This window comes from Chroococcidiopsis thermalis PCC 7203 (genome assembly GCF_000317125.1).
Lineage (GTDB): Bacteria > Cyanobacteriota > Cyanobacteriia > Cyanobacteriales > Chroococcidiopsidaceae > Chroococcidiopsis > Chroococcidiopsis thermalis.
The window spans coordinates 5,808,719-5,829,703 of the sequence record NC_019695.1; the positions used below are offsets into that span (position 1 = coordinate 5,808,719).

General features: G+C 45.7%; 14 protein-coding genes. 9 read left to right on the forward strand and 5 right to left on the reverse strand.

Annotated features, from left to right (window positions below):
- Positions 1 to 440 precede the first annotated feature (440 nt).
- From CHRO_RS25340 to argJ, 5 genes are all read left to right on the forward strand, one after another.
- On the forward strand, positions 441 to 1,439 hold the full coding sequence (locus CHRO_RS25340; protein WP_015157083.1) for a helix-turn-helix transcriptional regulator: 999 nt from the start codon (positions 441 to 443) through the stop codon (positions 1,437 to 1,439).
- A 97-nt stretch (positions 1,440 to 1,536) separates the two neighbouring features.
- The gene (locus CHRO_RS25345; protein ID WP_015157084.1) at positions 1,537 to 4,140 is read left to right on the forward strand and encodes a TonB-dependent siderophore receptor; all 2,604 of its coding nucleotides are present in this window, start codon (positions 1,537 to 1,539) and stop codon (positions 4,138 to 4,140) included.
- Positions 4,141 to 4,242: 102 nt separating this feature from the next.
- Positions 4,243 to 5,262: a helix-turn-helix transcriptional regulator gene (locus CHRO_RS25350; protein WP_015157085.1), complete on the forward strand. Its 1,020-nt coding sequence runs from the start codon at positions 4,243 to 4,245 to the stop codon at positions 5,260 to 5,262.
- A 96-nt stretch (positions 5,263 to 5,358) separates the two neighbouring features.
- Positions 5,359 to 7,941, forward strand: a complete 2,583-nt coding sequence (locus CHRO_RS25355) for a TonB-dependent siderophore receptor (RefSeq protein ID WP_015157086.1) — start codon at positions 5,359 to 5,361, stop codon at positions 7,939 to 7,941.
- 80 nt (positions 7,942 to 8,021) lie between these two features.
- On the forward strand, positions 8,022 to 9,377 hold the full coding sequence (gene argJ, locus CHRO_RS25360) for a bifunctional ornithine acetyltransferase/N-acetylglutamate synthase (protein WP_219336025.1): 1,356 nt from the start codon (positions 8,022 to 8,024) through the stop codon (positions 9,375 to 9,377).
- Positions 9,378 to 9,411: 34 nt separating this feature from the next.
- Here the strand turns inward: argJ and CHRO_RS25365 are convergent, their stop codons facing one another.
- Both CHRO_RS25365 and CHRO_RS30055 read right to left on the reverse strand, forming a co-directional pair.
- On the reverse strand, positions 9,412 to 10,503 hold the full coding sequence (locus CHRO_RS25365) for a hybrid sensor histidine kinase/response regulator (protein ID WP_015157088.1): 1,092 nt from the start codon (positions 10,501 to 10,503) through the stop codon (positions 9,412 to 9,414).
- Positions 10,504 to 10,638: 135 nt separating this feature from the next.
- A complete protein-coding gene (locus tag CHRO_RS30055) occupies positions 10,639 to 14,013 on the reverse strand; it encodes a PAS domain S-box protein (protein ID WP_181245449.1) in 3,375 nt (1,124 codons plus the stop codon).
- Positions 14,014 to 14,424: 411 nt separating this feature from the next.
- Here CHRO_RS30055 and murJ point away from each other — a divergent pair, with 411 nt between their 5' ends.
- Positions 14,425 to 16,026, forward strand: coding sequence for a murein biosynthesis integral membrane protein MurJ (gene murJ / locus CHRO_RS25375; protein WP_015157090.1), 1,602 nt, complete (start codon positions 14,425 to 14,427; stop codon positions 16,024 to 16,026).
- A 134-nt stretch (positions 16,027 to 16,160) separates the two neighbouring features.
- Here murJ and CHRO_RS25380 read toward each other — a convergent pair whose 3' ends face one another.
- Together CHRO_RS25380 and CHRO_RS25385 are read right to left on the reverse strand one after the other, a co-directional pair.
- Positions 16,161 to 16,469 (reverse strand): DUF3181 family protein, encoded by a 309-nt coding sequence (locus CHRO_RS25380; protein ID WP_015157091.1) that lies wholly within the window; start codon positions 16,467 to 16,469, stop codon positions 16,161 to 16,163.
- A 154-nt stretch (positions 16,470 to 16,623) separates the two neighbouring features.
- Positions 16,624 to 16,896, reverse strand: a complete 273-nt coding sequence (locus tag CHRO_RS25385) for a 2TM domain-containing protein (RefSeq protein ID WP_015157092.1) — start codon at positions 16,894 to 16,896, stop codon at positions 16,624 to 16,626.
- Positions 16,897 to 17,120: 224 nt separating this feature from the next.
- On the opposite strand from CHRO_RS25385, the gene CHRO_RS25390 reads away from it, so the two are divergent.
- The 3 genes from CHRO_RS25390 to CHRO_RS25400 are packed head-to-tail and all read left to right on the forward strand — an operon-like array spanning position 17,121 to position 20,595.
- Positions 17,121 to 18,746: a response regulator transcription factor gene (locus CHRO_RS25390; protein WP_015157093.1), complete on the forward strand. Its 1,626-nt coding sequence runs from the start codon at positions 17,121 to 17,123 to the stop codon at positions 18,744 to 18,746.
- A gap of 23 nt (positions 18,747 to 18,769) precedes the next feature.
- A complete protein-coding gene (locus tag CHRO_RS32885; protein WP_041462636.1) occupies positions 18,770 to 19,000 on the forward strand; it encodes a hypothetical protein in 231 nt (76 codons plus the stop codon).
- A 44-nt stretch (positions 19,001 to 19,044) separates the two neighbouring features.
- Positions 19,045 to 20,595, forward strand: a complete 1,551-nt coding sequence (locus CHRO_RS25400) for a response regulator transcription factor (RefSeq protein WP_015157095.1) — start codon at positions 19,045 to 19,047, stop codon at positions 20,593 to 20,595.
- 27 nt (positions 20,596 to 20,622) lie between these two features.
- Here CHRO_RS25400 and CHRO_RS25405 read toward each other — a convergent pair whose 3' ends face one another.
- Entirely contained in the window at positions 20,623 to 20,862 is a 240-nt protein-coding gene (locus CHRO_RS25405) for a hypothetical protein (protein ID WP_015157096.1), read from the reverse strand.
- Between the last annotated feature and the right edge of the window lie 123 nt (positions 20,863 to 20,985).

Genomic DNA, 20,985 nt, shown 5'->3' on the forward strand with positions numbered 1-20,985 from the left:
TGGCTAGTAGCTGGAATTTTTTCTAGTCTCCAGCCGCGCTTTTACTAGCCACTAATAACTGATAACTGGTTACTGCTCCCTGCTCGCTGCTCTCTGCTTCCTCCAAAAACAGCAATTCTTCATCGGATCTTTAAGAAAATCCCGTAGAAAGCCGTAAGATTCTTTACACACCACCTGTTATATTCTACTGAGTAGATGCACCCTGATGATTGGGAGAGTCACCGAACTGACTCTCTTTTTTTTTGGCTTTTTTCAGCGAGCAGTGAATAGTAGTAATGGGTAGTTGGTAGTTGGCAAGAGGCTTTCTTGTTTTTCTCCCCTGCATTCCGAGCGCAAGTAACTGATAACTGATAACTGATAACTGAAAAAGCTACGATCGCTTCAAGTAGAAAAAGGAATTAATGAGATAATTTCTTATTAAGTTCTATGCCTCCGTTGTCATGACTATCACCATTTCTCAGCAAGCATACGAAGACTTATTTGGTGAGACAGTAGAGCATTCTCAACACCCCGATCCAGACGATCCGCTAGATGTGGTTTACAAATACCCGCGACAGTTAGCACAGGGTTACTGGCGGAGAATTTATCTGCGTCAAGGATTGGAGTTGGAGATCGGAAGTATCCAAATGCACGATCGCCTGCTAATAACATACCCAGAACAGGAACATCCGTGGTTAGAGTATCACTTTCATTTTTCAGGCGAACATGAGGATAAATACACATCCATTAGTGGAGGACAATACATTTTTTCTGGCAGTGGACTAGAGCCGAAAAAGACAGTTGATGATTCAGATCGACAGCCCTATCTGGAGCTGATTATTTTCATGCAGCCCGACTTATTGTACTCTTTTGCAGGCGATCGAGATGGGCAATTAGCTTCAGAGTTGCAACAGTGGATTCGGCAGCCACATCAGCGGTGTTACTATCACTGCAAAACTGCAACATTAGCCATGCAAACAGTAGCGCGGCAAATCTTGCAATGTCCCTATCGGGGAGTTGCCAAGCGTTTGTATTTGGAAGCCAAAGCTTTAGAGTTGATGGCGATGTTGGTTGGACAAGAACTGGAAATCCAGGATAAGAAATCCAGTCCTCACCTGTTCAAGCCAGATGTGATAGAAAGAATTCACCATGCTAGAGATATTTTGCTGAAACGATTGCATAACCCGCCTTCATTAATCGAATTAGCAAGAGCAGTGGGTTTAAATGATTATCTGCTCAAGTTAGGATTTCGTCACTGTTTTGGCACAACAGTCTTTAGCTACCTGCATTGCTATCGGCTGGAACAAGCCCGTCAACTCCTAGAAACTGGAGAAATGAAAGTGTCAGAAATTGCCGATCTTGTTGGGTTTCGCAGTCAGAGCTACTTCGCCGCAGCCTTTAGAACAAAATTCGGTCTTTGTCCAAAGCAGTATCAAATGCAACACAAAAAATCCGTCTAGCGACAAAAAGTAATCCGCCTAGCGATAAAAAAGCCTTCAAATTACATCAACCAGTTTGGTAATGTTTCTGACAATTCTTCTCATTTTGGTGTGAGTGATGTTGAAACTGTGGCAGCGATCGCTATTTCTAGCGGGTGTGTTTTCTGTTTCGATCGTTCCTGTAGTATGCGTAGAAGATCGGGTTTTTGCCCAGTCTGCCATCGAGATGCGATCGCCTGTTACAGTCACAGGCGTGCGGCTGAACCAAACTGCTAGTGGTTTGGAAGTCTTACTAGAAACTACCAGCTCTGAGTCTTTATCTGTCGTAACTTCCGGCTATGGAAAAACTTATGTTGCCAATATTCCTAACGCACAACTAGCCTTACCAGAAGAAAAAAGCTTTCGTCAAGACAACCCCACCGCAGGAATTGCAGTTGTCAGCGTCACTCCACAAGGAGCAAATGGGATTAGGGTAATAGCGATCGGTTCTGGAGGATTGCCAACAGCAAAATTAAGGCAGAGTAATGGCAATAGTATTCTTAGTTTAACTGCTCCTACTGCTCCCACAGCTCAAACACCCATACCAGCGCCACCAGAAGGGGAAACCGCACCGCCTCAACCTCCGACTCAACCAGGGGAATCTACACCAGAAGCACAAGGGGAAGCACCCGCACCACAAGCACCCGCACCACAAGATGGAACGGCAGCAGGGGACGAGGAACAAGAAATTGTGGTGACAGGCGAACAAGAAGAAACTGGATATAGCGTCCCTAATGCCTCAACTGCTACCAAAACAGACACGCCCTTGCGCGACATCCCCCAATCGATTCAGGTAGTGCCGCAACAGGTGATTGAAGACCGCAATGTGAGAAATGTAACCCAGGCATTGGAAACGGTTAGTGGCGTTGTTGGTGCCGGAAGCATATCCGGTTCATCTGCGGGAGGTAGAATCATTAGAGGATTTCAGCAGGATGGAAATTTTCGTAATGGCTATCGAGATGCTCCTAATTTCTACATCCTCAGCAGTCCAATTGGAACAATTGAACAAGTGGAAGTCCTCAAAGGACCAGCCTCAGTTCTGTTTGGCGGTTTAGAACCAGGTGGAATTGTCAACGTGACCACTAAACAACCCCTGAGCGAACCTTTTTACAATCTTGAATTTGAAGTGGGAAACCGTAACTTTTATCAACCTAAAATAGATTTATCAGGACCTTTGACAGAAGATAAAAATTTGCTCTATCGCTTCATCGCTGGTTATGAAAGTACAGACGGTTTTCAAGATTTTGTCAACACAGACGAAACTACGATCGCACCTTCAATTACCTGGAAATTAGGCGAGCGAACAAATTTGAATTTGTACTACGAGTACACGGACTTTTCTGGCAATCCTCCCGAAGGCTCCAGTGCGCTTCTGAGTGATGGTAGTCTTACCCCTCGAAATCGCTATATTAGCTATCCCGATTTACAAGATGTTGATATCTCTGCTCAAAGATTTGGCTACACGCTAACTCATGAATTTAATGACAACTGGCAAATTCGTAGTGCTTTTGCGGCATTGGACGCTGATACGAAAGACACACAAATATATGCTACTGCCATCGAAGACGATCGCTTCGCCACCATAGAAGGCTATGACGCCGACTACGGCTACAAAAACTATTTTGCACAGATCGATCTACTGGGTAAGTTTAATACAGGATCGATTTCACATCAGCTACTTTTCGGCTTTGATTTCAATGATTTTACTGATAGTTATCAGGGTCTTTTCACAAATCTACCAGTTCTAGATATCCTCAACCCCAACTACGATATTCCAGAACCTGAATCTGAGCCATTTTTTGAATTTGAGAACCAAGTTGATTCTTACGGGCTTTACCTTCAAGATCAGATCGCGCTTGGCGATCGCGTCAAACTACTGATTGGCGGTCGTTATGATTGGATATCCAGCTCGCTTGAAACTATTGATTTCAGCCTAGAAAATCCAACGGATGAATCAGAAAGATATGACGGAGCCTTCAGTCCTCGGATTGGGTTAGTGTATCAACCCAGTGATACGATTTCTCTCTACGCCAGCTACAGTCGCTCCTTTCGCGCCCAAACTGGCTCTGGTGCTAGTGCTTTAGGATTCGATCCAACCAGGGGCACTCAGTACGAAGTGGGCATTAAAGCAGATTGGTTAGAAGGTAGGCTTTCCACGACTTTAGCGGCGTACCATCTCACCAAGACAAATGTGATAACAGACGATCCGAACAACCCCCAGTTGTCCATACAGACTGGGAAGCAACGAAGTCAAGGAATTGAGTTGGATATTGCGGGGGAGATTTTGCCAGGGTGGAAGGCGATCGCTTCATACGCCTATACTGATGCAGAAGTGACTGAGGATAACACCTTTCCAGTCGGTAATCGATTGGTAGGCGTGCCAGAGAATCAAGCTAGTCTGTGGACAACATACGAGATCCAGTCGGGCAGTTTGCAAGGTTTGGGATTTGGCTTAGGACTATTTTACGTGGGGGCGCGGCAAGGAGATTTAGATAACTCGTTTAAAATTGACGATTACTTCCGTACCGATGCCGCGCTTTATTACCGCAGAGGTCAGTTTAATGCGGCGATCAATATCCGTAATCTGTTTGATACGGACTATATCAGCTCTGGCTCAGGAAGATTTTTTCTTGAAAGAGGTGCGCCCTTTACGATCGTTGGCTCCGTTGGTTGGGAATTTTAACTAGCTTTCCTGTTGGTAACGCATGAGGCGATCGCCAAAAGGCTTTAATGCGATAATTTCTTATTAATCCTCAAAGCCTCTTATCTGCATGGCTGAACCCTCATGACTATCACTATCTCCCAGCAAGCCCTCAACGACCTATTTCAGGAGACTGTGGAGCGATACCTTCGGTCAGCTTCGCTAACGCAACACCCCGATCCTGACGATCCGTTGGATGTGATGTACAAGTATCCACAACCGCTAGGACAGGGCTACTGGCGGGAAATTAAACTGCGACAGGGACTAGAGTTGACGATTGGAGATCTTCAGTTACGCGATCGCATGGTGACAAAACACCCCGAACAGGAACGACAGGACATCCAGTATCACTTTCATTTTTCAGGTAGACATGAGGATCGTCGCGCATCTATTGGTAGCGGCGAATATGGGTTATTTGGAATTGGCATCGATCCGCATAGAACTTGTGATTGTTCGGATAGGCAACCCTATCTGGAAGCGATCGTACATATAAAGCCAGAGGTGCTGTACTCTTTTGCCAGTAACCAGGCAGGAGAATTACCACCAGCATTGCAGCCGTGGATCGGACAGTTAGATCGGGAACATTACTGTCGTAGGGGAAATGCTTCACTGGCAATGCAAAGAGTGGCGCGGCAAATTGTACAGTGTCCCTATCAAGGAATTGCCAAACGGTTATACCTAGAAAGCAAAGCCCTAGAATTGATGGCAATGGTAGTTGTGGAGGAAATAGAAATCTGGAAAGGTAGCGGCGAATCTTACTCCTTAAAGCCTGATGTAGTGGAGAGAATTCACCATGCTAGAGAAATTTTATTACGAAAACTTGACAATCCGCCATCGTTGATAGACCTAGCGCAACAAGTAGGGCTAAATAGCCGCGCGCTTAAAGAGGGATTTCGCACTTGTTTTGGCAAACCTACCTTTGCTTACCTGCACCACTATCGGCTAGAGCAAGCGCGTCAACTGTTAGAAACTAAAGAAATGAAAGTAGCTGAAGTTGCTGCTGCCGTGGGATTTAACAATCAAAGCTATTTTGCGGAGGCATTTAGAAAAAAATTTGGTTTCAATCCTAAGACTTATCAGATGCAGCGAAAAAAGTTCTTCTAGCGCTCAAAAAAAGTTCCTCCAACCGCCAAAATATCTTTCGATCGCGCTTACCATCCTGTATTGTTTTTGACAATTCTTCTCAGTTTGGTGTGAGTGATGTTGAAATTGTGGTGGCGATCGCTATTTCTAGCAGGTGTGTTTTCTCTTTCGATCGTTCCAGTCGTACAGGTACGAGTTTTTGCTCAGTCAAGCATAAGTATTCCATCGCCCGTAACCGTTACAAGCGTGCGACTGAACCAAACGGATAGTGGTTTGGAAATATTCTTGGAAACTACAAGCAAGCAGCCACTCAGTATTGTGACTTCCGGTTATGGAAAAACTTTTGTTGCCAACATTACCAATGCTCGCTTAGATTTACCAGAAGGCAACAGCTTTCGTCAAGAAAACCCCAACACTGGAATTGCGGTTGTTAGCGTTACTCCACAAGGAAACAATGGTATTCGGATAACTGCGATCGGTTCTGAAGGATTGCCAACAGCAAAGGTGAGGCAGAGTAATGGCAATAGCATTCTCAGTTTAGCCGCCCCCGCCGCTCCTACAGCTCAAACACCCGTATCACCTCCAACCATACCGCAAACTCCTACCCAGCCAGAAGCAACGACACCAGAGGCAGAAGGCGAAAGCACTCCACCAGCTGCACCCGAACCAGCAGATACAGCGCCAGGGGAAGAAATGGAAATTGTGGTGACGGGCGAGCAAGATGGATATAGTGTTACAGATACCAGCACTGGCACTAAAACTGACACGCCTTTACGCGATATTCCACAATCAATCCAGGTAGTACCGCAAGAAGTGCTGCGCGACCAAAATATCAACAGTTTAGAGGATGCTACCCGCAATGTCAGCGGCGTGACTGGAACCAGAGCATCTTATGTTAGAGACGGGGCAGTAACTATTCGAGGGTTTCAGTCTTCTGGCTTTACTGGAAATCTCTTGCGTAACGGATTGAGAGATCCGCGTGGAGGGTTTGGGCTTGAGTTCGCCAATATCGATCGCGTTGAAGTATTGAAAGGTCCAGCTTCAGTATTATTTGGTTTGGGGAGTCCAGGGGGAACGATTAACATTGTGACAAAACAGCCACTGCGCGAGCCATTCTATGCGGTTGAAGGGACGATCGGCAACTATGACTTTTATCGAGGCGCGATCGATTTGTCTGGACCATTAAACAGCTCTAAAACAATTGCCTACCGACTCAATGCTGCCTATCAAGATAACAAAGGATTTATTGATTTCCAACAAGATAAAATTTTCTTTATTGCACCCGTTTTAAGCTTTGATATTGGTAAAAATACAAAGCTGACCTTAGAAGCAGAGTACCGCGAATGGGACTTGTTCTTCTTGCTGGGTCTACCTGCGGTTGGTACGGTTTTACCTACTGGTATTGGCAGATTACCACGTAACTTAAATTTTAGTGAATCTTCTACTGGTGGCGATAATACCATGAAAGTTACAACGAGTAAAATTGGCTATCGTCTCGAACACAAATTGAGTAAGAATTGGTCAATCAGAAATAGCTTTCTCGCCACCCTGTATCGAATTAATCGAGAATTTTTATTTGCTACAAGCCTCGCTCCTGATAATCGCACCCTCAACCGTGGCTATGAGCTTGGTGAATTTGACGACAACACTTTTAACTTAGACACAAATGTCTTGGGGAATTTTTCCACTGGTTCTATTCAACACCAACTTCTATTTGGTGTCGATCTATATCGGCTAAATGAATACCGACAACAGCGTAACACTGGAACTGCTGCACCACTTGACCTTTTTAATCCCGTATACGGTCAACCGCTAGGTTCTATTACTACTAGGGGTGATGATTCTACGCTGACAGATTCACTGGGCATTTATATTCAAGACCAAATTACGTTAGCAGACAATCTTAAGTTACTATTGGGTGGTCGATTTGATACCTTTAAGCAAACCACAGAAGATTTCATTGAAGACACAGAACAAGAGCAAACTGGAGATGCTTTTAGTCCCCGTCTAGGTATCGTTTACCAACCAATTGAGCCGATTTCTCTTTATGCCAGCTATATTCGATCTTTTACACCAGCAATCGGCAGATCCTTTGATGGCAGCCAATTTCAACCAGAACGGGGAACGCAATACGAAGTTGGAGTTAAAGCAGATTTGAATGATCGACTATCTGCAACTCTTGCCTTATACGATCTAAGCCGCTCTAACGTGTTAACCGATGACCCAATCAATGAGGGTTTTTCTATCCAAACAGGCAAGCAAAAGAGCCAAGGTATTGAACTAAATATTTCGGGTGAAATTCTACCAGGTTGGAACGTATTTGGTGGCTATGCTTACACAAATGCGCGAATTACAGAAGATGAAACTTTTGATGTTGATAATCGCCTGAGTAGTACTCCTGAAAATGCTTTTAACTTATGGACAACCTATGAAATTCAACAAGGTTCTTTGCAAGGGTTAGGCTTTGGCTTGGGATTATATTTTGTAGGAGAACAGCAAGGCGATTTGGCTAATACATTTCAACTTCCTAGCTATTTTCGCACTGATGCCTCGATTTTTTACAAGCGCGATCGCTTCAGAGCTGCTCTAAATTTTAGGAATCTCTTTGACGCAGATTACTTTGAAGCCGCGACAAGCAGACTTCGCGTTTTCTATGGCGAACCATTCACCGTGCAAGGAACGGTTTCCTGGGAGTTTTAGTAGCTGACACCACCCTTAATTCCCAAAAACCCTCACTCCTCACTCCTTACCCCTCACCCCTTCTGATATAATCGCAGGCTATGCGTTGGGAGACAGGCAACATGGCATGGCATGAGATAAGCGGTGGAATCACTGCGCCAAGGGGTTACAAAGCGGCAGGCATTAGAGCGGGGTTAAAGCCTTCAGGACTACCAGATTTAGCCCTAATTTTGTCAGATGTAGAAGCGATCGCCGCAGGTGTGTTTACCACATCTCAAGTCCGTGCTGCTTGTGTCGATTACTGCAAGCAAAGGTTACAAGACAAACCCAGCGCCCGTGCAATTCTTTGCAATGCAGGGCAAGCTAATGCTGCTACGGGTTCTCAAGGCTGGTTGGATGCCCTAGAGTGTGCGATGGCACTGGGGCAAGCATTGAGTATTCCCTCAGAATCGGTGTTGCTTGCCTCTACTGGGGTAATTGGCAAAAGAATTGTGATGGACAAGATGCACGCAGGCATTCCCCAACTAGTTGCAGAGGCTTCCGAAACAGGTGGAGATGCGGCTGCACAAGCGATCGTCACTACAGATTTAGTCACAAAATCGATTGCTTTAGAAACAACAATGGGCGATCGCCCCGTGCGAATTGGTGGTATTGCTAAGGGTTCGGGCATGATCCACCCCAACATGGCAACGATGTTAGCTTTTGTTACCTGCGATGCGGCTGTCTCTCCCGCATTATGGCAACATATGTTGAGTCGAGCTGCCGATAAAAGTTTTAACCAAATCACCGTTGATGGCGATACCAGTACCAACGATTGTTTAATTGCCTTAGCCAACGGACAATCGCGCACCCCAGCAATTACCGAAATGGGTGCAGAGGCAGAAAAATTAGAAGCAATGCTCACAGCCGTGTGCCAGCATCTAGCCAAAGCGATCGCCCGCGACGGTGAAGGGGCAACTTGTTTAATTGAAGTGCAAGTATCAGGGGCAACCGACGAAAAAGCCGCGCGTCAGGTAGCAAAAACCATCGCTGGTTCTTCTCTAGTTAAATCAGCCATTTTCGGACGCGATCCCAACTGGGGTAGAATTGCAGCTGCGGCGGGACGTGCGGGAGTACCTTTCGAGCAGGAACATCTCAGAATTCAATTAGGAGATTTTCTCTTAATGGAAAACGGACAGCCCTTAGACTTCGATCGCGCTGCTGCTAGTGCATACTTAAAGCAAAAAGCAGCACAAAAGTCTCAAGTAGAAACCGTTAGTACTGCCCAGAGCAACGAATTATTAGCGGTTAAAGATGGAGAAACACAAGCTTTCGAGCGTCAAAGCGGAGGCGATCGCTTTCAAGACGAAACCGTTTTAATTGCCGTCAGCATTGGCAGTGGTTTCGGTTCTGGCATAGCCTGGGGCTGCGATCTCAGCTACGATTACGTGAAGATTAACGCTGAATATACGACGTGAAGATGTAGAGACGTTGCACGCAACGTCTCTACATCTAACGTTGCAACAACACGCTGACAGTCGTTTTCAATTCTGTCCCGCCACTTTCAATAAATAATTTACCTCCATGTAATTCTGTGATGCGTTTTGCCAAAATTAAACCCAAGCCTAAACCCTGTTGTTCGTAAAATTTGCGCTCGAATTGCATATAACCGCCAATACTAGCAATTTGTTCGTTAGACATAGCGCGTCCGTAGTTAGTAATACTAATTTTGAATCCATCTTTTTCAGTGGCAGCTTTGACATGAACAGATGTGCCAGCTTCAGAGAATTTAAAAGCATTGTCGATAATTTCTTCGATCGCTTTTTTCAAGTCTCGCTTCGCAATTTTGACGTTAGAATTAGCAACTTGTAAAATTAAATCTGCTTCTCGTTGATATTGTTTTGCCTTTTGAATTGCTATAGCAAAGATAATATCGCTAGGGTTGAGGGTTTGACAACTGCGTAAAGCTTGTAGTTCTTCAGGATTAGTTGCTAATAGTTCAATTTGAGCGTACATAATAAAATTCTCAATCATTCTTTGCAGGCGTTGAGAAGAATTATGTAAATTCTGGGCGGTTTCTAATAGTTCTTGAGGTTTTATTGTATCGTAACTTTCAACTAGGACTTTAGAAAAAGCTAGGACTTCGCTTAAAGGTAACAATAGTTCTTGCGGTAGAGCATCGGTAATACTTCTGCGTAACTCGGCTAGCTTTTTTTCTGACTGTTGGGCGACAAATGCCTGCTTTTGCAATCTCGCCGCGATCGCCCCCAATAGTTCCGTGCGTGTAAATGGTTTGCTGATGTAGTCATCTGCTCCCATTTCCATGCCTTGGCGCACGTCTAATTTATCAGCTTTAGCCGTTAAAAAAATAAATGGAGTTGATGCTGTGAGCGGATTTTGACGTACCATAGTTAATACCCCATAGCCATCCATTTCTGGCATCATCACATCGCAAATAATCAGATCTGGCTTATGCGCTAATGCCATCTGATAGCCTTTCAATCCATTTTCTGCATCAATCGTATCAAATCCTTCTGCTTCCAAACGGGCGAGTATATTTTCTCGCACTGATAGTTCATCTTCAATCACTAAAATTCGGCTCATGTCGATCTTTCCTAATTAATTTAGAGTTAAAAACTGTGTTTTAATGAGGTATTCAAAAATTAGCATTCAGAACTCAATCGTCAAAATGAAATACCTCGTACCCTCATGTCTTGATAAATGAATTTTTCGTGACTCCTAACTGCTTTCATAAGGAAGAGAAACTATAAAAGTTGTTCCTACTCCAACTTCACTTTCGACAGTAATATTGCCGCAGTGCAAATCGACTGCTCTTTTGACAATAGCTAAACCCAAACCCGTACCGGAGATCGTGCCGACATTGCTAGCCCGATAGAAAGACTGAAACAACTGTTCTCTGTCGATCTTAGGAATTCCAATACCTCGATCCTGCACCTGAAAGATCACTTTTTTTGCATCAACATTCAGATTGAAACTGACGATACTACTAGTAGGAGAATATTTAATTGCATTTGATAATAAATTAATCAAAATATGGCGCAATAACTTTTCATCCAACGCCACCTCGCTAGATTCACATTGAGAATTCAAGTGAATTGTGTGGCTGTCAGTAATCATTTGCATCTCCTCTACTAGCTCGCGACAGAACTGGACGATATCGAGTTCGATTGGGTTACACTCTAGTTTTCCCGCTTCGGCTTTCCCAATTAACAAAACATCATCTAAAAGTTGATTCATGTGCTTGACGGTGGTGACAATGCGCCGTAAGTGCAGCAGTTTCTTTTCTTCTGCCCATTGAGAGCCGAAATCTTCCATCAATTCGGCTGAAGACAGGATAGTGGTTAATGGCGTGCGGAATTCGTGAGAAGTCATGGTGACAAAGCGAGACTTGAGTTCGCTAAGTTCTTTTTCTTTAGCCAGCGTGTGCTGCATTTCTGCTTCAGTTCGCTTGCGATCGGTAATGTTGCGGACGATCGCCATCACTTCATTTTCTGCACTCACGACAATTCGCGCTTCGTAATCGCGCAATTCATCTTCGGTGTAAAGTTGGTATTCAAAGATTTGCAATTCTCCCGTAGCTAAGGCTTGCTGAATGTAATACATCGTCGGCTGAGCGATTTCTGGTGGCAGTACTTCATCAATTCGTCTGCCCAAAAACCGATCTGGCGGGACAATTAACTCTTCTGCTTTAGAAACTTTGTAGTTGACAAAAATTCCATCGCCATTCATGCGGAACATTAAATCGGGAATCGCATTGATCAGAGCGCGGTTAGTAGCAAGGCTAGAACGGAGAGCTTCTTCTGCTCGCTTGCGCTCGGTAATATCGGTAGAGATACCCCCAACAGCGTAGGGTTCGCCAGCAGCATTGAATAAGGGAAACTTAACTGAAAGGTATGTATGCAAACCGTCATCGTGGGGTAGTACCTCTTCCCAATCCAATGCCGATTTTGTCTCTAACACCTGGCGATCGTTGGTTCGCAGCACCTCAGCAATTTCTGGCGGGAAGATCTCGTAGTCAGTTTTGCCAATTGCCTCAGTTCGATCTAAATGGAACAGAATCCCGTACCAAGAATTGATCGTGAGATATTTACCTTCTAAATCTTTGACGTAAATTAATGCCGTAGAGTTATCTAAAATTGCTTGTAACCGCTCCTCGCTCTGCCGCAGTGCCTCTTGTACTTGCTGGCGTTCTGTGACATCGTGGGCAACGATACAAAAAACTTCTTTGCCACCATAAAAAATTGAGTTGAGATGAACTTCTGCATAAGCCACGCTCTCATTGCTGCGGTGATGTGGCACTTCTCCTAAAAATAGATTTTTTCCCCTCAGCGCGCGCTGGGCATTGCGATCGATTGTCAGGCGATCGCCTGCGAAAATATCGTATAGCGTCAGTTGTAAAAGCTGCTCGGGAGAATAACCGAGGAAACGCGCAAAAGCATCATTTGCTTCCAAAATACGTTTTGTCTCGATATCGACGAGACAAATTCCCTCGGCAGTCTGCTTGACTACAGCACGATACCGAGATTCGCTGTCGTGTAGTCCTTCTTCCGCTCGCTTGCGTTGCATTAATCCGCCTAGCTGGGTAGCCACAGTTGAGACGATCTCGACTTGATGCTTGTCCTCAGTGCAAGATTCGGACATGAAAAAGGCGATAACAGCAAGTACTTCCGATCTGTCCGCAGCGCGATCGGCGACGATCGGAATGGCTAAACTTGCTTTGAGACCAGCAGCCCGTGCTAAATGGCTGCGGACGATCGCCATCTCAGTCTCGTCTTCTAGACTCGGAACCCAATGCGGTTGCTGCGATCGCCAAACATGACCGATTAAACCAACGCCAGGGGAGAATTTAAATTTCTTGCTCGAACTACGGAAGTTTGTGACGTTGTAATGCTTGCCATACCAAGCAGGACTGCTCTGAAGGATATCGTTTTCTGCACTAGGAATCCATGCCTCACCATAACTCCAACCAGTAAATTCGCAGATCTGACGCAGTGCCACTCCCAGAGCAGCATGGAAGTTTTGGGCATCTCCGATCGCCTGAGCGATTTTTTGTAACAGCCGGACTTCTGCCTCAGCGCGGTGACGTTCTGCCATTTCACTGTGGAGTTGCTGGTTGATGCTGACCAGTTCGGCAGTACGATCGGCAACTTTGGTTTCTAACTGACAATAAGCATCATGTAGGGCTAATTCCGCAGCTTTGCGATCGCTAATATTACGAAAAATTCCGCGAGTCGCCGTTGGTTGAGACTCGACAAATTGACAGTTGATGCTACCTTCTACCCAAATTTTTTCGCCTTGCTTGGTGACAAAAATTGTTTCAACTTGCGCGAATTTTTCGCCAGCCATGATGCGCCCAAAGACTTCGAGGCAGTGGCACAAGCTATCGGGATGAATAATGTCGTAAATTTTTAGCTCGGCAAGCTCTGCTTCGCTATAGCCAAGAGTTTCTTTCCAGGCGCGGTTAACATAGATAAATCTGCCATCTGGCGTAACCGATTGAATCAAATCGTTAGCATTTTCAAATAAATCTCGATAACGTTCTTGGCTCTGTCGCAGGGCAAATTCAGTTTGCCGCTGCTGTTGATGTGCCTGCTGTAAATCGATGAAATTCCGTCTTAGCTCCAACTGTGTCATGACCTGACGCGCCAGAATTTCCAAAGCCTCCAATTGTTGGGGACTCAACTCGCGAGGTACGTAGTCGATCGCGCAGAGAGTTCCCAAAGCAAAATTGTCCGATGTCACCAGTGGTGCGCCCGCATAAAACCGAATTTTGGGTTCTCCAGTTACCAGCGGGTTGTCGGCAAAACGCTCGTCTTGGCAAGCATCAGGCACGATCAGTAAGTGGCGTTCGGCAATTGCCCGATCGCAAAAAGCAATATGACGAGGAGTTTCTGGAATAGTTAAACCAACTTGAGACTTAAACCATTGGCGCTCGGCATCGACCAAACTAATGAGTGCTGTAGGAGTCTGGCAAATTTGGGCAGCCAAACGAGTGAGATCGTCAAACGCCTGTTCTGGTGAAGTATCCAGAATATCGTACCGCTGTAGGGCATGAAGTCTATCTATTTCGTTACTAGGCAGTGAATCTTTCACCGTCATTTTCCTACTATGATTTAGCGATCGCCTTTATCAGTTACCAGTGACCAGTGACCAGTGACCAGTTAATTCTGAATTCTCCAAGGGTTATTCTTAACAGTTAGTATTCCCAAGTTTTTGCATTGACTTACATTTTTACTGCTGGCGATGTGAAAGATTGGGAATTCTGGGTTTAAATGTTATTTGGCAAGCGAGTAGTGAAGAGTGGTGTGTGGTGCATGAAGAAGGGGTGTAGGGTGTGGGTAATGGGTAATGGGTAATAGGTAATGGGTAATTGGTAATTGGTAATTACTCCCCTTCTCCCCCCTCTCCCCCCTCTCCCCCCTCTTCCCCTCTGCTCCCAACTCGTCCCTGCTCCCAGCTCGTCCCTGCTCGTGCGCTCCCTGCTCGTGCGCTCCCTATTTTTTTGTGACCAATCAACAGAAATCTCGAACTTTAGCTGGAATTGCGGGGATTGTGGCGATCGCAACCCTGCTGAGTAAATTAGTTGCCTTGTTCCGCCAACAGGCGATCGCGGCGGCTTTCGGTACGGGTATAGCTGCTAATGCCTACAACTATGCCTATATCATTCCTAGTTTCTTTTTAATCTTGCTGGGAGGTGTGAATGGTCCGATCCACACCACGATTGTCAGCATCTTAGAAAAGCGTAGCAAACAGGAAGCCGCTCCCCTAGTGGAAAGCATCACGACTCTAGTTAGCGGAGTGTTGTTGCTCGTATCCATCGCCCTGTTCTTGTCGGCGGATGGATTAATTTATTTGGTGGGTCCGCAATTGAGCCAGACAGCCCACGCGATCGCTGCCGAGCAATTGCGAATTATGTCTCCAATGATTTTACTATCGGGATTAATTGGAATTGGTTTTGGCACGCTCAATACTGCCAATCAATACTGGTTGCTGTCCCTCAGTCCCGTACTTTCTAGTATCACAATTATTTTGGGGCTGGGAATCTTATATTTATCCGTGGGAAGCCAAATAATTTCTCCTGCTTATGTGGCGATTGGCGGGCAGGTTTTAGCCTGGGGAACCCTTGCAGGGGCATTATTTCAGTGGATCGTACAATTAATCGTACAGTGGCGGTTACGACTCGGTACGCTGCGCCTGCGGTTCGATTTTCGCTCTCCTGGCGTGCAGCAAGCAGTTAAGTTAATGGCTCCGGCTGTTTTTGCTTCTGGGATGCTACAAATTAATCTGTTCACCGATTATTTCTTTGCTTCCGGCATTCCTGGGGCTGCTGCTGCTTTCAACTACGCTAACTTGATCGTTCAGACTCCCCTGGGCATCATTTCCAATGTCATTTTGCTGCCCTTATTTACAATTCTCTCTCGGCTTGCCGATCCGTTAGAGTGGCACAATTTGAAATCGCGACTGCGCCAGGGATTGATTCTAACGGCTCTCACGATGCTGCCTTTAGGAGCTTTGTTTGCGGCTCTAGCGATGCCAATCGTCCGAATCGTTTACGAACGCGGAGCCTTTCAACAAGATGATTCGCAACTCGTAGCTTCAATTTTAGTTGCCTACGGCATTGGTATGTTTGTCTACTTAGGGCGCGATGTCTTGGTACGAGTATTTTACGCCTTGGGAGATGGAGAAACGCCCTTCCGCGTTGGTGTATTAAATATCTTCCTCAACGTTCTACTAGATTTCATCCTCATCAAACCTTTTGGTGCCCCTGGAATTACACTGGCAACAGTAGGAGTCAATACGATCTCGATGCTGCTGTTTTTGGGTATCTTGCATCGTAAACTCCACGGTTTACCATTGCGACAATGGAGTTTACCAATTTTAGGTTTAATTGTCAGTGGTTTTACCGCAGGAGTCTCTAGCTGGGGGACTCTTTGGAGTTTGCAACATTTCTTCGGTAGTCAGGGATTAGTTTTACTACTGCTGCAAACGATCGCTTCCGGGTTAGTAGGCATGGGAGTTTTTGCCCTCCTTGCCACTCGGATGAAATTGCCAGAAATCGATTTTTTAGTGGCTCGGTTGACTAAAAGGGGAGCCGGGAGCCAGTAGGGGCAGGTTTCTAAACCCGCCCGTACGGGAGGGAAAGAGAGCTGAGGGGGCTGAGGAGGAAAAGGAGGACAAGGGGGACAAGGGGGACAAGGGAGCAGGGGGACAACTACCAACTACCAACTACCCATTACCCATTACATTTCATCTTGATACTTCTGCAAAATCTCCATTAAGTCAGCTTGACCTCGGGCTGGTATCAAGTCAATTAGGGGGATTTCTTTTTTCCCGCCCCCAAGTTTAACGGGAATATTTTGTAAAACTTGCTGGACTCGATCTTCTGAGAGCGATCGCGCCGTCAAAATGGGATAGAGTTGTTCGGCAAGCAGGGTATGAAGTTTGGCATCGGCAAGATAAAGATGCCATTTGGCAATATCTATATATACGTTTTCGCCGATTTCAGCTGCGATCGCTTCAATAACTTCTGAAGTACTTTGTTTAGCCATAAAACTGAACTTCCTTCTATTTGAAAAGGGTAATGGATAAGTCGCAAGTCAAAAGCCTGTTGCAAGAAAGCCTCTTTGCCTCACTCACCAATTACCCATTACCCATTACCACTCTTCACTGATAGCTGATAACTGACAACTGATAACTGACTCTCTAGGTAGATTTGGGCGGTGTATCTGGCGCAGCTGACTCAGAATAGTTAGCGATCGCGGCAATGTAAATTAAATGTCCTAATAATACAGTTGCCCATCCCCCTGTTAACCAAGGCAACCACTCCCAAGCTGTGGTTTTGAGAATGTGGACGAACCACAGACCGGAATTCATGGCAGCGAAAATCGCTACGTGGGTAGCAAAGTTCATGCGATCGTCTAAACGTCGATAGGCAGGATCGCGGCGGTCTGGTTTACGGGGCCAACGAGGAGGCATGTGTTTGCTGTTCACCGATTGAGTTGTCTATATTTTATCGACTTCTTGCTGCGGATAGTAAGTATCGATGCCAAACTGGGCAAACTAGACCTGAAGTAAGAAACTCTCTCAAAACCAAATTTAAGTTTTATGGAGACAGTCATTTATATAAAAATGCTCGTTTGCCGCTATTGACAATGAGCCAAATAGAAATTTGTTGAATTTAGACAATTTAGGCATGACCTATGAAAAAGATCTTAGTTATAGAAGACGAGCGTTTGGTTAGAGACAACATCCTAGACTGTTTGGAAGATGGCGGCTATGAGGTTGTTGGAGTTGATAACGGTCAAGTTGGTTTGGACTGGGCAAGCGAACACAAACCCGATCTGATTTTGTGCGATGTGATGCTGCCGGAGTTAGATGGCTACGAAGTATTGCGATCGCTGCGTCAAGAACCAACCACGGCACTGCTGCCGTTTGTTTTTCTCTCCGCCAAGGTGGAAAAAGCTGAGATCCGTCATGGCATGAACTTGGGAGCTGACGATTACATTACAAAACCCTTTACTCCCGACGAACTATTAGATACGGTGGCGGCGCGGCTGAAAAGACGAGATGCGATCGTCCAATATGCAGAACTTTTGCAGGCTTCCCTATTCAACAGCGATCGCATTTCGCTCGCACCTCAACCCATAATTAACGCGCCTTCCACGCCTGCACCAGCTCAATATCAAGACTTCAACGCATTTGCTCAGGAACTAGCAGCACTCCAATCGGCTCAATTTACTGGCAAATTAAATGTTAAAAGCGCCACGGATCAGTCTTGGGACTTTTACTTGCATCAGGGGCGCTTGTTGTACGCTACAGGAGGGATGCATTTAGCGCGGCGCTGGCAGCGGCATGTCTCGACTTACTGCCCCCAAATTCAACTGACTCAATTAAATTTACCAACCGAGCTTTTTACTCGACCTGCTTGGGAATATCAATTACTCGGCTTGTTACTGAAACAACAACAGATCGGTCGCGAACACATTGCCCCAATAGTGCGCGATTGTGTTGTCGAAGTCCTGTTTGACATGATGCAGGCAGGGCAAATCAATTACCAAAAATCGGAGCAAGCCTTGCCTTTACAACTTCTTGCTTTAGAGTGGGAGCAAGTCTTCACCCCAGCCCAAAAACTATGGCAAGCTTGGCAATCGAGCAATCTAACTTCGCTTCTACCCAACTATGCCCCCCTAGTCAAACAGCCGGAAGCATTGCAACAACAAACTTCACCAGCTGTCTACCGTCAACTGACAGCAGTACTCGATGGCAAGCGATCGCTGCGCGAACTGGCAGTATTGATGAAGCGTCAAGCTGCCGAAGTTGCTGTGTCTCTCTTACCCTACTTCCAATCCAAGATCGTCGAACTCGTCCAACTCCCTGACCTACCACTACCGCACGCAGCCACCGCACAACCTGCAACACCACCGACATCAGCTACACCCGCCACATCAACAGCAGCCAAATCGCTACTGATTGCTTGTATCGATGACAGCCCTCTCGTCTGTCAAACTATGGATCAAATGCTGTCCAACGCAGGCTATCAGGTATTGACAATTCAAGATCCTCTACGAGCAATCTCAACTTTGTTGACGCGCAAGCCAGATTTAATTTTCTTAGATCTGGTTATGCCTAACTTGAATGGCTATGAAATTAGCTCGCGACTGCGTAAGATTGCAGCTTTCCGCGATACACCGATTGTCATTCTTAGTGGTAATGCGATCGACCGCGCCCAAGCGCAAGCAGCAGGAGTCTCGGATTACCTAGAAAAACCCGTACAAACAGAAAAGTTATTGCAAATGATTGGCAAACACATTTCTGTAGGAAGCTGAAGAGAAAAGTCGTAAGTCGGGAGTTGGAGACAAGGGAGAGGGGGGAGACAAGGGAGACAAGGGAGACAAGGGAGAGGGGGGAGACAAGGGAGAGGGGGGAGACAAGGGAGACAAGGGAGAGGGGGAGACAAGGGAGAGGGGGAGACAAGGGAGAGGGGGGAGACAAGGGAGAAAACGACCAACTACCAACTACCAACCTACCAATTCCCCACACCCTACACCTTACACCCTGTTCGCTGATAACTGATAACTGATAACTGATAACTGAGACTGGCATGAGATCCGCAGGTAGAGCGAAATGACAAAGATTCTGGTCATCGAAGACGAGCAGGCAGTTAGAGAAAATATTACCGAGCTGCTAGCGACGGAGGGATACGAAATCGTTGCCGCAGAGAACGGTCACGTTGGCATTAACTGGGCTTGGGAACATAAACCCGATCTGATTTTGTGCGATGTGATGATGCCGGAATTAGATGGCTATGAAGTGTTGAAGTTGCTGCGCGAAGAACCAACTACAGCGCTGATGCCTTTCATTTTTCTCTCAGCCAAAGCAGATAAAACTCATTTGCGCCAAGGAATGGAATTAGGTGCTGATGATTACCTAACTAAACCGTTCTCAAAAAAAGATTTATTAGGGGCGATCGCCGCGCGGTTAAAAAAGCAAACAGCGTTACGCCAACCGGAACCATCCCACGACGAACATCATGGCGATCGCGACAACGCAAATATTTTTGTTGCCGAGTTTCTTTCGCTCAAGTCAGCTCAAGTGACTGGCAGACTATCTGTCACCAGTGCTTCGGGGCAAGAGTGGACTTTTTATCTGTACTCCGGTCGAGTTTTATATGCTTCTGGAGGGATGCATCCCATCCGCAGGTGGCAAAGGCTTATAGTCACGCACTGCCCGCAAATTTCAATCGATCGACTGAAATTACCAACCGATCTAGCTGGCTCGGCATGGGAGTATCAAGTTCTGAGTTTATGGCTCAAACAGGAGCAAATTACCAGCAGGCAAGTCACGCAAATCGTGCGCGGTAGTATCACGGAAGTGCTATTTGATATTTTGCAAACTGGGCAAGTTATCAAATATCAGGTGCAGATCGAAAATTCTTCTGGGTTGCAATTATTACTCATGGACATCGAGCAAGCACTTGCGTCAGCTTATCAAATGTGGCGTAACTGGCAACACGCTAACTTAACAAATGTTTGTCCCAATCAAGCTCCGATCCTCAAAAATCCAGAATTATTGCAACGAAAAACTTCTCCCAACACATACCGTCAGTTGACTACACTACTAGACGGACGGCGGACACTACGCGATTTAGCCGTACTGATGAAACGTCAGGTTTTAGAGCTATCCTACACTTTGTCACCCTACCTTCAAGACGACATGGTGGAACTAACAGACATTCCCGATCTGGCTATGCCCACGGCTGGAGAGGTTGCATTAGAACCACCAGTTACGCCAATAGCACTGAAACCAACGATCGCCTGCATTGATGATAGTCCATTAGTGTGCGAGGTGATGCGGAACATTATTACGGATGCAGGATATCAGTTTATAGATATTCAAGATCCTTTGCGGGCGCTCGCAATTTTGTTAAGTCAAAAACCAGACATGATCTTTTTAGATCTCATCATGCCAAAACTAAATGGCTATGAAATTTGCACGCGCATCCGTAAGATTAATGCGTTCCGCGATACACCGATCGTCATTTTTAGCGGCAATTTGATCGATCGCGTGCGGGCGATGGTTGTGGGTGCATCCGATTGTCTGGACAAACCCGTGCAAGCTGATGCAGTCGTGAAATTGATTCACAAGCATCTATCCGCGTCAGAGCGATCGACCTAGCTCGACTTTTGCTAGAATTTTGACAAGTTAGGGTGAAATAACTTCTGCAACTTCGTCTTCTGCTAAACTCCAGTCTTCAAAATATTCGTAAACTTCAGACAAACTTTCCAAACCATCAACCGCGCTTTCCAAAGCTTGAAAATAAGCTGCTGTAGCTTCTGCGGATTCAGTTGAAGTATTCCAGCTCAAAATTTCATCAGTTTTGGTTTGCAGCTTGGTAATTAAATGAAGTTGTTGAATCAGGATTTGCTCTAATCGGTCATTCATAAATTCGATCTAACGCGAGCAGTGAATAGCAATTTCAATCTTACAAGTATGGAATTAATACAAAGTTAAGAACAGGCAATCCCGAATATATTACTGATTTAGATATAACCGCTTTCAAAAAGT

Coding starts and splice junctions, on each gene's coding strand:
- CHRO_RS25380 (WP_015157091.1), bottom strand. CDS start 16,469: ATGGCTAAACAAAGTACTTCAGAAGTTATTGAAGCGATCGCAGCTGAA.
- CHRO_RS25390 (WP_015157093.1), top strand. CDS start 17,121: ATGAAAAAGATCTTAGTTATAGAAGACGAGCGTTTGGTTAGAGACAAC.
- CHRO_RS25350 (WP_015157085.1), top strand. CDS start 4,243: ATGACTATCACTATCTCCCAGCAAGCCCTCAACGACCTATTTCAGGAG.
- CHRO_RS25405 (WP_015157096.1), bottom strand. CDS start 20,862: ATGAATGACCGATTAGAGCAAATCCTGATTCAACAACTTCATTTAATT.
- CHRO_RS25355 (WP_015157086.1), top strand. CDS start 5,359: ATGTTGAAATTGTGGTGGCGATCGCTATTTCTAGCAGGTGTGTTTTCT.
- CHRO_RS25400 (WP_015157095.1), top strand. CDS start 19,045: ATGACAAAGATTCTGGTCATCGAAGACGAGCAGGCAGTTAGAGAAAAT.
- CHRO_RS25345 (WP_015157084.1), top strand. CDS start 1,537: ATGTTGAAACTGTGGCAGCGATCGCTATTTCTAGCGGGTGTGTTTTCT.
- argJ (WP_219336025.1), top strand. CDS start 8,022: ATGCGTTGGGAGACAGGCAACATGGCATGGCATGAGATAAGCGGTGGA.
- CHRO_RS25385 (WP_015157092.1), bottom strand. CDS start 16,896: ATGCCTCCTCGTTGGCCCCGTAAACCAGACCGCCGCGATCCTGCCTAT.
- CHRO_RS25340 (WP_015157083.1), top strand. CDS start 441: ATGACTATCACCATTTCTCAGCAAGCATACGAAGACTTATTTGGTGAG.
- CHRO_RS25365 (WP_015157088.1), bottom strand. CDS start 10,503: ATGAGCCGAATTTTAGTGATTGAAGATGAACTATCAGTGCGAGAAAAT.